Source organism: Aeromonas sp. 603757 (assembly GCF_049171255.1).
Lineage (GTDB): Bacteria > Pseudomonadota > Gammaproteobacteria > Enterobacterales > Aeromonadaceae > Aeromonas > Aeromonas veronii_A.
In genome coordinates this window covers 137,566-150,877 of record NZ_JAAKOE010000001.1, presented here as the reverse complement: position 1 = coordinate 150,877, position 13,312 = coordinate 137,566, and the positions used below count along the sequence as shown (strand labels likewise).

The 13,312-nt window shown below is 62.2% G+C and carries 10 protein-coding genes; 9 read left to right on the top strand and 1 reads right to left on the bottom strand.

Annotated elements, in window-relative coordinates:
* The first annotated feature begins 81 nt into the window (after positions 1 to 81).
* From G5332_RS00620 to G5332_RS00580, 9 genes are all read left to right on the top strand, one after another.
* Positions 82 to 558 carry a DUF2919 domain-containing protein gene (locus G5332_RS00620; RefSeq protein ID WP_216953818.1) on the top strand — a complete coding sequence of 159 codons (477 nt, stop codon included), beginning with the start codon at positions 82 to 84 and terminating at the stop codon, positions 556 to 558.
* A 299-nt stretch (positions 559 to 857) separates the two neighbouring features.
* Positions 858 to 1,307, top strand: a complete 450-nt coding sequence (locus tag G5332_RS00615; protein ID WP_421249211.1) for a hypothetical protein — start codon at positions 858 to 860, stop codon at positions 1,305 to 1,307.
* A 4-nt stretch (positions 1,308 to 1,311) separates the two neighbouring features.
* A complete protein-coding gene (locus G5332_RS00610) occupies positions 1,312 to 4,302 on the top strand; it encodes a YncE family protein (protein ID WP_421249210.1) in 2,991 nt (996 codons plus the stop codon).
* The gene (locus G5332_RS00605) at positions 4,302 to 5,141 is read left to right on the top strand and encodes an FTR1 family iron permease (protein ID WP_164536636.1); all 840 of its coding nucleotides are present in this window, start codon (positions 4,302 to 4,304) and stop codon (positions 5,139 to 5,141) included. The genes G5332_RS00610 and G5332_RS00605 overlap by 1 nt, the downstream gene beginning before the upstream one ends.
* Before the next feature lie 102 nt (positions 5,142 to 5,243).
* Positions 5,244 to 6,668 (top strand): NAD(P)/FAD-dependent oxidoreductase, encoded by a 1,425-nt coding sequence (locus tag G5332_RS00600; protein ID WP_227340710.1) that lies wholly within the window; start codon positions 5,244 to 5,246, stop codon positions 6,666 to 6,668.
* Positions 6,669 to 6,702: 34 nt separating this feature from the next.
* Positions 6,703 to 7,263 (top strand): hypothetical protein, encoded by a 561-nt coding sequence (locus G5332_RS00595; RefSeq protein ID WP_421311028.1) that lies wholly within the window; start codon positions 6,703 to 6,705, stop codon positions 7,261 to 7,263.
* Positions 7,264 to 7,369: 106 nt separating this feature from the next.
* Positions 7,370 to 8,698: a hypothetical protein gene (locus G5332_RS00590; RefSeq protein ID WP_421230851.1), complete on the top strand. Its 1,329-nt coding sequence runs from the start codon at positions 7,370 to 7,372 to the stop codon at positions 8,696 to 8,698.
* A 58-nt stretch (positions 8,699 to 8,756) separates the two neighbouring features.
* Positions 8,757 to 10,451 carry a hypothetical protein gene (locus tag G5332_RS00585; RefSeq protein WP_421172185.1) on the top strand — a complete coding sequence of 565 codons (1,695 nt, stop codon included), beginning with the start codon at positions 8,757 to 8,759 and terminating at the stop codon, positions 10,449 to 10,451.
* A 113-nt stretch (positions 10,452 to 10,564) separates the two neighbouring features.
* Positions 10,565 to 11,776, top strand: a complete 1,212-nt coding sequence (locus tag G5332_RS00580) for a Bcr/CflA family multidrug efflux MFS transporter (protein WP_421259050.1) — start codon at positions 10,565 to 10,567, stop codon at positions 11,774 to 11,776.
* A 77-nt stretch (positions 11,777 to 11,853) separates the two neighbouring features.
* Here the strand turns inward: G5332_RS00580 and nhaD are convergent, their stop codons facing one another.
* Entirely contained in the window at positions 11,854 to 13,278 is a 1,425-nt protein-coding gene (gene nhaD / locus G5332_RS00575) for a sodium:proton antiporter NhaD (RefSeq protein WP_421259049.1), read from the bottom strand.
* Positions 13,279 to 13,312: the final 34 nt, after the last annotated feature.

Here is a 13,312-nt window from a genome sequence, read left to right as displayed (position 1 = left end):
GCCACACCCAACGCCTTGCAAAGGGCACTTCGTCGCCCCATATCCCCTTCATCACTCAATTCAAGTGGATAACGGGCAACCATGACCCTCTACCCCGAACACCGATATGACGATCACGGCCAGTTGCGCCCGCCCCTCTGGTTCTGGCCCATCGCCCTGTTGCTGACCCGCTCGGTCTGGCTCTTTCTGATGGCAGGGGTCACCCGCGAGAGCGGCAGCGAGATCCTGACCCTCTTTTATCCGGACAAGATCACCCTCTACATCAGCCTGCTGACCGACGTGCCCGCCATGCTGGCGTTGCTCGCCTGCGGCGGCACCTATCAGCAGACCCAAAGCATTCGCGCCAGACTCCGGCGCCACAGCCCGCTGCTGCTACTCTGCTCTGCCGTCAGCGGCCTGCTGATGCAACTGCACAGCCTCAATCTGCAGAAATGGTCGTTCAGCTGGCCCACCGCACTGGTGCTGGTCGCCAGCCTCTGGTCACTCTGGTATCTGCTGCGCAGTCGCCAGCTACGGGAATATGCTGCTGATGATCCTCATCAGGAGTCGAACATCTAGCCAAGTTTTAGCTGCAATCAATTGAAATAGATATAAAAAGCCTCTTGGTGAGTTGAACGCCCGACGCGCGGCCATAACCCCGAGCCGCAAGCTGCCCCGCTGTCGAGGAGCGGCTGCGCCCGCACTCTCGCCCCATAGGTGGCGGCCAAGCGGATAAGGAATTATCAATCGTCGTGTTAGGTCACCCCGTTCATTCAGGCTTGATTCATTATCAATGGAATTGATAACACTTTTCATTACTCTTAGTGCGTTATAAACTTGCTCCCCCCGGGCGGCCCCGCCCGGGTGCTGGAGCCTTTATGACAAGCCTTTCTCTCTCACCCCGACAATTCTGGCAGTGGCTGGCCTACCACCATCAGGCCGCCGAGGGCACCCTCTATCTGATGTTCTTCTCCGGCCTGCTGCTGTGGGAGCCGCTGACCCCGCTCTGGTCGCTGGCACGCTGGAATCTGTTTTTCCATGTGATGCTCTCGCTCACCCTGTTCCCCCTGCTGTTTGGCGCCTTCTGGCTCTCCCATCGCAGCTTGTTGAACCGCAGCAACAAACCCTTTTTACGCACCACGGGGCGGATTATTGAAGCCCTGCTGCTGATCTGTCTGGCCAGCGGCCTGCTGCTGGTGCTGCACGGCACTCCGGGCGATGCCACGGGCAACCTCGCCAGCTGGGTCCACTGGCTGAGCGCGTTGGCGTTAACTCCTCTGGTGCTGCGCCACGCCTGGCGCTGGACCATCTTGAAATGGCGCTCCTGATCCCATGTTGAAGTCATCGTTCTCTGCATATTTGTCACCCCTGCTGGCACTCGTCCTGCTGCTGACCAGCCCCTTCGCGTTTGCCCAGCAGATGGGTGCCGGGATGATCGCCTATGAGGAAGGGAGCGCCCCGCGCCTCGTCACCGCCAACCTGAGCACAGGATCGGTCACCCTGCTTGAGCGCGATAGCGGCAAGCGGCTCAAAGAGGTGCAGCTGGGAGGCGATCTGCGCCAGCTTGCCCGCGCCGATGACGGCACCCTGCTGGTCACCGACTACAGCGGCGATCGCCTGCTGCTGCTGGATGATGATCTCGATCTGGCAAAGGCGATCGCCACAGGCCATCGCCCCTACGGGGTCATCTTCGATGCCAAGCGGCAGTGGTTCTGGGTCACGCAGTTCGAATCCGCTCGCCTGCAGGCCTATGACACCGCGGGCAACCTCAAGCTGGATGCAGAAACCGCCGAGACTCCCCGCGGGCTGGCATTGACCGACGACGATCGCCTGCTGCTCACCCACGCCATGACCGGCCAGCTCGCCATCTATGATCTCGCCAAGCTTGGCCACGGCGCCAAGGGATCTTCGCTTCCCAAGCCCAAGCTCATTACCCTGGCCGAGACCCATAGCGACACGCCGAGCGACTCCCAGGGATTGCCGCGCCTGCTCGATGGCATCGCCCTCTCCCCAGATGGCAGCGAGGCCTGGCTGCCTCATGTACTCTGGAGCTTCAGCCACCCCTTCCAGTTTCAAAGCACCGTCTTTCCGGCGGTCTCCATCATCGATCTCGATGAGGAGAAAGAGCGGGTCGATGAAAGAAAACAGCTCTTTTTGCAAATCAACCTGCCAAGCGTCGGCAACCGCAGCCAGATCGTCTCCAACCCTTTCGCGGCGCGCTTCGCCGCCGATGGCAAGCGGGTCTACCTGACCCTGGCGGGCTCGGAGGATCTGCTGGTGTTTGACCTGTCACGCAGCGGCAAGTCCAACAACAACCGCCACCGCCGCAAGAAGTTTCAGGGGGGCGCCAAAGCGACCCAGCTCTTGCGTCACCTGCCGGGCCAGAATCCGCGAGATCTGCTGATCGATGGCGACCATATTCTGGTGCACAACGCCATGGGGCAGGATCTCACCCGCCTCAATAGCGGCGGCAGCGGCCCGTTTGCCCGGGTCACCGTGGATGTACCCCACTTCACCAAGCTGGTAGCGACGGATCCGCGCCCCGAGCCGCTTCAGCGCGGCGAGCGGCTGTTCAACCTTGGTAACACAGCGTCCAACTCACGCTTCCCCATGGCGGGGGACAACTGGATGAGCTGCAACTCCTGCCATCTGGATGGGTTCAATTTCACCAACCGCTATCTGATGGCGGCCCATCGCCAGAAGAGCGGTGACAACGCCATCAACGGCCACGCCAACCTCACCAACATGGTGGCAGGGGATTTTGTCGGCGAATATCTGCGCATGACCCAGCAGACCCAGGGCGGCATGGGCCATGACACCCGCGATGGGGCCGAGACAGTTGACCCCGCGAGGCCCCAACCGGAAGTGAAAGCGATGATGGAAGATCTGCACGCCTTCGTCACCGCTGATGGCAACCTCCCTTATCTTGCCAACTGGCTGCGGCTCGATGCCCCGCGCACGGATCCCGCCAAGGCGCCGACCACCCATCCGAAGGAGTGGCTCAACTCCGCCTCCTGCCAGAACTGCCACCAACAGGCGTTCCAGGATTGGAGCGAGAGCAACCACAGGCTGATGGGCAACTCCCACCCCTACTACAAGGTGGTGCAGGCGCTGGCCCGCCAAACCGAAGGGGAAGCGTTTGGTCAGTGGTGTCAGGGCTGCCACATGCCCCAGCAGGTGATGACAGGCCTGCTGGATCTGCCCAATGGCTCCCACATGTTCGAGCAGGGTGGCGCCTCGCTGATTGCCGCCCACAAGGCGGGCGAACCTGTGGTTGAGGAAGGGACCGGTTGCGTGCTCTGTCATCGCATCACCAAGGTAGAAGACGCGGGCGGCAACAGCGCATTTACCGTGAATTTGAAAGACCGCGAGAGCTATGTGTTCGAGGATGCCGCAGGCGGCAGCCTCCAGCACTGGCTAGCCGAGCGGCAGATCAACGCCCGCCCGGCAGCCCACAAAGCCTCCTATCAGAAGGATTTCTACCGCGACGCGGCACTGTGCAAGTCGTGCCACAACGAGTTTGCCCCGGGCACCGGCGCCAATATCGTCAACACCTGGGACGAGTGGGAAAAATCCAGCTTTGCGAACGCGGAGGATCCCGCCAAACGGCGCACCTGCATCGACTGCCATATGAACCCGGAGCCGGGTAACGGCGGTGCGCCGGTCGCGGGTCAATCCACTGAAAACGGCACCATGAAAGCGCGGCTCTATCGCCACAACTTTACCGGCGCCCAGCACCAGCTGGTGGGGCTGCGTAATCCTGCACTTGAACAGGAGAGCCTGGCGCTCTTGCGCTCCAGCGCTACCCTCTCCGCCCGTATCGAACAGGCTGCCGATAGCCAACAGCTGGTGGTGCGGGTCACCAATACCGGCGCAGGCCATGCCCTGCCCACCGGAGTGGCCGATTTTCGTGAACTCTGGCTGGAGCTGACCGTCACCGACGCCAGCGGCAAGGTGGTGCTTGCCAGCGGCCAGCCGGTGGATGGTGCCGTCCCTGAAGATGCGCGACTGTTTCGCAAAGTGTTCGGTGATGCCGAGGGCAAGCCGGTGGGGCTCAAGTTCTGGCGCTACGCCAAACTGCTGGAAGATACCCGCATTCCGGCCGATGGCTGGCGCGATGAAGCCTGGTCGCTGCCCGCAGAAGCCCAAGGGCCCTTCAAGGCCGATATCAAACTCAATTTCCGCACCTACCCCAAGTGGGTCAATGATGCGGTGCGCGCCGCCGAGCCGAGCTTGCCGGAGCCACCCATAGTGCAACTCAATCGGCTGCAACTGACCCTGCAGCCTCTCTCCATCACGCCCGCTACGGAGCCTCAATCCTGATGTTTGCAAGTTTTCTGATTACCCTGCGCGAGGGGCTGGAAGCCTTCCTGCTGGTCGGCATCTGCCTCTCCTACCTCGCCAAGCTGGGGGCGAGCCGCTACAACAAGTTCATCTATCTGGGGGTGGGGCTTGGCCTTGTCGCCTCCCTTGTGGTCGCCTTCCTGTTCCAGGTGGTGGTGAGCCAGTTCGAGAGCGAGCGCTACAACCACCTGTTGATGGCGGGGATCCTCATCTTCGCCACTCTGGTGCTCACCTATATGGCGATCTGGATGCAAAAACAGGCCAAATCCCAGGTGGGGGCCATGACGGCGCGCATCGATGCAGCCATCGATGGCGGCAACCTGTTTGGTCTGGTGCTGCTCGCCTTCCTGGCGGTGATGCGCGAAGGGTTTGAAACCGTGCTCTTCTTCTCCGCCCTGCTCTACTCGGGCCAAGGGGTGGATCTGCAATCGGGCCTGATGGGCGCGCTGGCGGGGCTGCTGGTCTCCATCGCGCTGGTGTGGGGGCTGCTGCGCTCCACCCGCAAGGTGGCGCTGGCCCCCTTCTTCCGCTGGACCGGCCTGCTTATCATCATCATCGCCGCAGGCTTGCTCTCGTCTGCCGTCAACATGTTGCAGGCGGCAGATATCATCACCTTCTGGACCACGCCGGTATTCGACATCAGCCACATTCTCGACGATCAGGGGGTATTTGGTACCTTCCTGCGCGCTCTGTTTGGCTACAATGCCTCACCCGCTGGCTTGCAGCTGCTGACCTGGGCCCTCTATCTGGCGATCTTCGTTACCCTCTGGCAGCGCAGCTATCGCCCGCAGGTGAGCGCCGCATCCAGCAAGGGCTGAGCCAACACGCCCTGTGGCAACAAGGCCACGGGGTAACAACACCATTCGGGAGCCGCGCCTTGGCGCGGTTCCCTTATCTATCAAGCAGTTTCGGAATAGGTCATGAGCGATAACAACAAGAAAAGCATTGCAGTGCTGGGCGCTGGCCCCGCCGGTTTGATGGCGGCCTGGCGCCTGCGCCGCGCCGGTTTTGCAGTCACCCTGTTCGAGCAGGAGCCGGTGGTCGGCGGCATGTGTGCCACCCAGACCTTCAAGGGGCGCGATGGGGAGTATCGATTCGACTACGGCGGTCACCGCTTTATCACCAAAAACCCCGAGCTGCTCGCCTTTATCGATGAACTGATGGGGGACGATCTGCTCCACGCCGAGCGCAAGAGCGTCATCCGCTTTGGCGGACGCACCTATGACTACCCATTGAACCTGCCCAACCTGCTCAAGACGGCGCCGCTCGCCCTGATGGCCGGTGCGGTAAAAGACTTGCTGCTGTTACCCTTTGCCAAGAAGCCGGATGATTTTGCCAAGGCAAGCTTTGCCGAGTGGATCCAGAGCCACTTCGGCCGCACCCTCTATCGCCAGTTTTTCGAGGGCTACACGGGCAAGCTGTGGGGCATCAACCCGGACAAGCTCTCCGCCGACTGGGCCGGCCAGCGCATCAGCCTGATCGATCTCAAAGACGTGGCCCGCCGCCTGCTGCCAAGACGCAACGGCAGTATCTCGGTGCGCACCTATGCCCGCAAATACCGCTACCCGAAATATGGCTTCGGCCAGATCTTCACCACTCTGGGGGAGCGGCTGGTTGCCGAGGGAGTCGAGCTCAAAACCGGCGCCACCATCACCCGCCTTGAGCAGGCTGATGGCCGCATTGAACGGGTGTATTGGAAACAAGATGACGTTGAACAGAGCGAGCGCTTTGATCAGGTGATCTCCACCCTGCCGCTGCCGCTCACCTGCCAGCATCTGGGCTTGCCGTGCGATCTCCAATACCGGTCGCTTCGCTTCGTCAATATGCCCCTCAAACAGGAAAACCTGTCGGACAACACCTGGCAGTACCTCTCCGACCCCCATATTCTGGCCACCCGTCTGCAGGAGCCGCGCCGCCGCAGCCCCTTTATGGCGCCCCAGGGCCAGACCTCGGTGATGCTGGAGATCCCCTGCAATCCGGGGGATGCCACCTGGCAGGCGCCGCTCTCTGATCTGCGCGGTCGGGTCACCGCCGATCTGGCGAGCCTCGGCGTCGATACCGCCAAGCTTGGCGATGAGACCTTCGAAGCCCGCAGCGAGTACGCCTATCCGCTGATGGATTTGGGCTATCAGGCGCGCCGCAACGAAGCCATCAAGGCGCTGATGCCCATCACCAACCTCATCATGACCGGCCGTCAGGGGACATTTCGCTATATCTTCACCGACACCGCCATGGAGATGGGGATGATGGCGGCCGACATGGTGATCGACGGGGTGGACAGACGCCACGCCATCTTTAACCATCGCAACGAAAATACCGTGATTGAAACCCAGAGCGTGGCCTGAGTGCCGCGCCATTGGCATAAGTAAGGAGAACAGGATGACCATCCGCCCGGGTTTACTCGCCCTCACCCTGCTGCTGACCCTGAGCGGGCAGGCGCAGGCATACTCCTACGCCGCCGCCGGCAAGGAGCCACTGATCGACGCCCGCGAGGCGCTGCTGGGCGCCGCCACTGACGGCAAGGATGCCAGCGCCACCTTGAGCGAGATTGCCGACGAGCTGACCTATCTGGAACAGCACCACAAGGTGGAGCTGCAAGGGCCGCTGGCCGCCGCCATCAAGGGGAAAGACGCTTCCGCCACCGCCGCCCTGCTCAATCGCGCCTACAAGGCGGAGATCGAACGCCGCCTCGAAGGGGCCAGCCAGAATCTTGGCGACTACCAGACCGCCAAGGTGCTGGTGGTCAAGAGCAAGCGCTTCCTCGACTTGATCCTCCCCTCCCTCGATGAAGGGGATCGCAAGGCGGCCGAACAGGCGCTGGCCAAGGTGCTGGATGCCATCGGCAACCCGGGGGTATTCGGGGTGGGCGCCAAGCCCGCCGACGCCGCCGCCTTTGCCGCAGCGGAAAAAGCGCTGATGGCCGTGCTGGCGCCGCTTTGATGGCCTCTCATCGATGATGACAGCCCCCCTCATCCCCAACCCTTCTCCCGCAAGGGGAGAAGGGGGGCGTCACCACGGCCGATTACGCTTCGCTAATCGACCCTACTTGCTGATCCTGCTGCAACTGGCCTGGCTCGGCTGGCTGCTAGCCTTCCCGGTAGCACTCGATTCCGATGATGCCCTCAATTTCGCCCACGGGGTGACGCGCTTTAGCGTGCTGGAGTTCTCCCCCCACTTTCCGGGCTACCCCGCCTTTATCTGGCTGGCGCGGCTGATTAATCTGGCGGTAGACGATCCAGCCCGTGCGGTGCAGTGGGCAAGTCTGCTCGGTAGCAGTTTGCTGGCGCCGCTCGCCGCCTTGCTGGCGGTCAGATTGTGGCAACGGCCAAGCCTGCTCGCCCCCGTCTGGCTGCTGGTGCTGGCCCTGCCGCTCACCCCGACGCTGGCGCTCTCCGGCCTTTCTGACGGGTCCGCGCTCGCCGCCTGGCTTGGGGCGCTGCTGGCCTTGCAGCAGCGCAGATTCGCACTGGCAGGCCTATTGTTGGGCCTTATGCTGGCCCTGCGCCCCTCCTATTTTGTACTGGCGTTGCTACCTCTGTGGCTGGGGATGGCGCAAAAGGGAACACGCGTCAGATTTGTGCTCCCCATCGCACTGGTTGGGCTTATCAGCCTGCTCTTTGTCTGGCAGGCCGATGGCTGGGCCTATTTCAGCGAGGGAGGCCGCTTTACCGACGGCCACTTTACCCTGTGGGGCAACACGGCGGCGGCCCACGGCGATCGGCTGCTGAGCTGGGCGCGCACCTTCAACGATCAGCTCACCCCGCTTTGGCCCTTGGCTGTTGGGGCGCTGCTGGTACCGCCGCTTTGGCAACGGTCAAAGGATCACAATGCGACCCCCTCCGTGCTCTGGACGCTCTACTGGCTCGCCCTGCTGCTCTGGACCCTGTTTGGCCAGAATCCCGACAATCCCCGCCATCTGGCCCCCGTCACCCTGCTCGGTATCGTGCTGCTGGCAGGTTGGCTGCCGCGCCGTGGCGAGGGGGTGGTCGCGGTGGCCGGATTGCTGCTGCTCGGCGTAACCTTTACCCTGCCCCGTCCACCCGCCATGGTGCAGGCAGCAAGGCTGGCAGAGAAAGCGTGCCCTGCGCTGGTGACCCAGTGGGGGGTAAGATTGCTGCGGGAAACCACGGCACTGCCGGTAACGGACGGCTGGTACAAGGGGGATGCGGCGCTGGCACTCTCTCAGGGAGCCTGCCGCCTCAGTCGCCGCCCCATCGCCGCGAACGAAATGCCCAGCGCGGTGCGCCAGCACTGGTTTGCCCCGCGCTTTGCCGCCGAGCCCGGACTCTGGCTCGCCATTCCCTCGCTGCAGACAACCCATGGGGAAAGTGACAAGAAACATATAAAGAGCACAAAAATCCGCCAAGGCAACTAAAAAAGAGGGGAACAACTCGGGTACACTCACAGCGCATCCATAACAGACGAGTCTCCTTATGCGTGTAACCAGAGAGTGGCTGTGGGTTTTGTCGGTGCTGACCGGGGCCTGTGCCCTCCTGTTGCTACCATTCTGGCTGCGCGGCGGCAGTCAGGGCCATGATCTGTTTCATCACCTGCTCTCCGGTCACTTCTTTGCCGTGCAACTGTGGCAAGGTGAACTCTATCCGCGCTGGTTGATGGAGATGAACGGCGCCTTCGGCAGCCCGGTCTTTTTCTTCTATCCCCCCCTGCCCTACTATGTGAGCGCACTGTTCGCCGGCCCCACCCCACTGGCCCACGAGGCGATGACGCCGCTGCTCTGGAGCAGCAGCGTGGCACTCTGGCTCTCCGGCCTGTTTGCCTATCTCTGGTTGCGTCCCTTTGCCGGCCACGGACGGGCGCTGGCGGCCAGTCTGCTCTATATGGCGCTGCCCTATCATCTGGCCATCGATATCTACGCCCGCTTTGCCCTGGCGGAGAGCTGGGCCTTCGTCTGGGCGCCGCTGGCTCTGCTGGCGCAGGATCGCCTCTGCCGCGGCGCCCCCTTTGCACTACTGCAGCTCGCACTGGCCGTCTCCATGCTGACGCTTTCCCATCTACCAAGCACCCTGCTCATTCTGGGCTTGCTCACCCTGCGCAGCCTGCTACTGGTCTGGCGCTACAAGGGGAGCACAGCGCTTGTCAGTGTCCCTGTCACCGCCTCCCCGCTCATTGGCACCCTGCTGGGCCAGCTCTGGGGGTTGGCGATGGCCAGCCTGTTGCTGCTGCCCGCTCTGCTGGATCAGGGGGGGATCTCCATGGAGCAGATGCGCACCGGCATGTTCGAATTTCAGCGCAACTTTCTCGATCGTTTGCCCCAAAGCCGTGATGACTGGCGCTTTCGCGGCCATCTCGCCTGGCTGACGCTGCTCACCCTGGCTCTGCTGCTGGTAGCTTGGGCTGCCGCCCGCGAGCCGCGCCATCCCGAGTTGCTGCTCTGGGGGGTCATTGGCACCCTGAGCTTTCTGATGATGCTGCCTCCAAGCGAGCCCCTGTGGCGCCTGCTCACTCCGTTGCAACTGGTGCAATTTCCCTGGCGCCTCAATCTGCTGCTGGTCATCGCTACCGTCGCCGTGGTGGCGCTGGGTACCCCCACCTATCGCCCGTGGCAGTGGGTCTGGTGGTTACTGCTTGCCCTCACCCTGCTCTCGCAGGGACTCTATGTACGCGAGGCGCCGCTCACCCAGGCTCCCGTAAAGAGTCAGCTCGACGGGGAGTTCGACAGCAAGCGCAGCGCCCGCGAATACCGACCAAAGCAGGTGCCACGCGGCATGTTTGCCCCCACCCTGCTGGCCTGGAAAGAGGAATTCCAGCCCGCCATCACCAGCGACCATCAGGGGGTGAACTGGCAGATCCAGCGCTGGCAGCCTCGTCATATCGAATTGACGGTGGATGCCCCGGCACCCGCCAAGCTGGTCCTGCACCAGTTTGATTACCCGGGCTGGCAGGCAAGGCTCGACCAGCGCCTGCCGCTGAGCGTCAGCAGCACCCGCAACGGGCTGGTGCAGGTCTGGGTGCCCGCCGGACAACACAGCCTCACCTTCACCCTCACCGCCCGCTGGCCGGAGCGGCTCGGTTACGCCATCTCGTTGCTGGCCTGGCTGCTCTGGCTGGGGGGAGTGATCCGCGCAGCGCGCCGACATGACCGCAAGCGTGATCCCCAAGGTGCCTGAGCGATCGGACACCTCCCCCTTTTGAGGGGGTAGGAACGTCATGCCGAGCGGGGGCAAACCTGATAGACTCGCCCTTCTCCCTTTTTCAACCAAGGTTCACCAGCGGATACCCTATGCCCCAATCGCCAACAGCTCAGGCTGCCGCCCTCTCCCCCCGTTTCCTGTTTATCCTGCTGGGTGCTCTGGCGGGTCTGACCCCGCTGGCGGTGGATATGTATCTGCCCGCCATTCCGGCCATCGCCCGGGATCTGGCCACCAGCATCGACGGCGCCCAGCTCACCATCAGCGCCTTTCTGGGCGGCTTTGCCATCGGCCAACTCTTCTACGGCCCGCTGGCCGACAGCTATGGCCGCAAGCCGGTGATCCTGGCGGGGCTGGTGATGTTTGCCGTCGCCTCGGTGGGCTGCGCCATGGCGGACTCCCTGCCCGAATTGCTGGCCTATCGGATGCTGCAGGCAGCGGGCGGCGCGGCGGGCTCTGTGGTGGTCAATGCCCTGCTGCGCGATCTGTTCGAGAAGGATGCGTTTTCCCGCGCCATGTCGTTCGTCATTCTGGTGATGACCCTGGCGCCGCTGGTGGCGCCTGTGGTGGGCGGCTATATCAGTGCCCACGCCGACTGGCGGGTGATCTTCTGGCTGCTGGTGGGGATCAGCCTGCTGATCTGTCTGGTGATGCAGTGGAAAATTCAGGAGACCCTGAAACCGGAGCACCGTCAGCCGCTCAAGATCGGCCAGATCCTCAAAAACTACTGGGGGGTGCTCTCCCATCGCGGCGCCATGGGGTACGTGCTGTGCGGCTCCCTCTCCAGCTCCGGCATGTTCGCTTTCTTAAGCGGCTCCCCTTACGTCTATATCGAGTATTTCAAGGTGCCGACCGAGCACTACGGCTGGCTGTTTGGCCTCAATATTCTGCTGATGATGGTGGTCACCTTCGTCAACAGCCGACTGGTGAAAGGAGTGGGCGCCGAGCGGATGCTGCAATATGGCCTGCTGGTGCTGCCCTGCGCGGGGGCCCTGTTGATCTATAACGCCTGGAGCCAGACCGGTGGCCTGTGGGGGATCGTCATTCCGGTGGTACTCTTTATCGGCCATATCAGTCTGGTGGGGGCCAATGCCATGACCGGCCTGATGGGCCACTTCCCGCAATCTGCAGGCACCGCCTCAGCACTGGCGGGTACCCTGCGCTTTGGCATCGGCGCCCTGGTCGGGATTCTGGTCAACCTCAATCCGCCCCAATCGCCGCTGCCCATGGCCATCGCCATCGCCTGCTGCGGCGTGGGTTCCACCCTGAGTTACTGGCTGCTGGCGGGCAAGCGAGGCGATTAATCCCCCTATCCACCGGTCAGGAAAACGAAAGAGGCTTCTGTCAACGGAAGCCTCTTTTCGTACTGGCGGCCAGACGTTCAGAACTGGGCACTGTTGAGCCAGAGGTGCGCCCCTATGCTCACCAGATAGCCGAGCAAGATAGCCGGCAACCACTTCAGGTGGCCAAAGAAGGTATACATGCCATGGGTCTGTCCCATCAGGGCGACCCCGGCAGCAGAGCCGATGGAGAGCAGGCTGCCGCCCACTCCGGCGGTCAGGGTCACCAACAGCCACTGCCCCAGCGCCATATCCGGGTTCATCGACAGCACGGCAAACATCACGGGAATGTTGTCTATGACGGCGGACAAGACCCCGATGAAGATGTTGGCCATGGTGGGATCCCCACCGGCATACAACCAGTGTGACACCAGCTCCAGATACCCCATAAAGCCCAGCCCACCGACACACATCACCACCCCGTAGAAGAAGAGCAGGGTATCCCACTCCGCCTTGGCCACCTTGTTGAACACATCAAATGGCACCACAGAACCCAGACTGCGCAACCGTACCTCATCACCATTGCGTTCATAGAGCGCACGCTTGCGGGCAAGGGATCGCGGCAGCGACTTGCGCAAATAGAAGCCGAAAAACTGCAGATAACCGAGCCCCAGCATCATGCCCAGTACGGGTGGCAGATGGAGGAAACTGTGGCATAGCACCGCCGTGATGATGGTCAGCAAGAACAGCGCGACGATGCGGCGGGCCCCCCGCTTGAGATCGACCACCTCGTTATCAGCCTCCGGCACATGACGCGGCACCATCAGGCTCATCAGGATGGCCGGGACCAGAAAATTGAGCAGAGATGGGATCAGCAGGGTGAAGAACTGGCCAAATTGCACCTTGCCCGCCTGCCACACCATCAGGGTGGTGATATCACCAAAGGGACTGAACGCCCCTCCGGCGTTGGCGGCGATCACTATGTTGATGCAGGCAAGATTGACAAAACGCCGATCACCGTTGGCCACCTTCAATACTACGGCGCACATCAAGAGCGCTGTGGTCAGGTTATCTGCCACCGGCGAAATACAAAAAGCAAGCCCGCCGGTCAACCAGAACAGGGTGCGCAAGTGAAAGCCGGATCGCACCAGCCAGGCGCGCAGGGCATCGAACAACCGCCGATCCTCCATGGCGTTGATATAGGTCATCGCCACCAGCAGGAACAACATCAACTCGGCATATTCCAGCAGGGTATGGCGGAAGGCCTGCTCGGCGACATGGCTCATCCCCTGCTGTGCATAGGCGATACCGATCAGGATCCAGATCACCCCGGCGGCCACCAGCACGGGTTTGGACTTGCGTAGTTGCAGATACTCTTCGGCCATCACCAGGGCGTAGGCCAACACAAATAATCCGACACAAAAAAGTCCGATTGAGGAGGATGTCAACAGAACAGGGCCACTACTGGCATGGGCGGGAGGGATAAACAGGGACAGCAGCAAAATAACAGGGGTGAGCGCAGACATGGTCTCTTCCTTTTAGAACCATCTGGCAATGATG

Coding starts and splice junctions, on each gene's coding strand:
- G5332_RS00600 (WP_227340710.1), top strand. CDS start 5,244: ATGAGCGATAACAACAAGAAAAGCATTGCAGTGCTGGGCGCTGGCCCC.
- G5332_RS00610 (WP_421249210.1), top strand. CDS start 1,312: ATGTTGAAGTCATCGTTCTCTGCATATTTGTCACCCCTGCTGGCACTC.
- G5332_RS00615 (WP_421249211.1), top strand. CDS start 858: ATGACAAGCCTTTCTCTCTCACCCCGACAATTCTGGCAGTGGCTGGCC.
- G5332_RS00620 (WP_216953818.1), top strand. CDS start 82: ATGACCCTCTACCCCGAACACCGATATGACGATCACGGCCAGTTGCGC.
- G5332_RS00605 (WP_164536636.1), top strand. CDS start 4,302: ATGTTTGCAAGTTTTCTGATTACCCTGCGCGAGGGGCTGGAAGCCTTC.
- G5332_RS00585 (WP_421172185.1), top strand. CDS start 8,757: ATGCGTGTAACCAGAGAGTGGCTGTGGGTTTTGTCGGTGCTGACCGGG.
- G5332_RS00595 (WP_421311028.1), top strand. CDS start 6,703: ATGACCATCCGCCCGGGTTTACTCGCCCTCACCCTGCTGCTGACCCTG.
- nhaD (WP_421259049.1), bottom strand. CDS start 13,278: ATGTCTGCGCTCACCCCTGTTATTTTGCTGCTGTCCCTGTTTATCCCT.
- G5332_RS00580 (WP_421259050.1), top strand. CDS start 10,565: ATGCCCCAATCGCCAACAGCTCAGGCTGCCGCCCTCTCCCCCCGTTTC.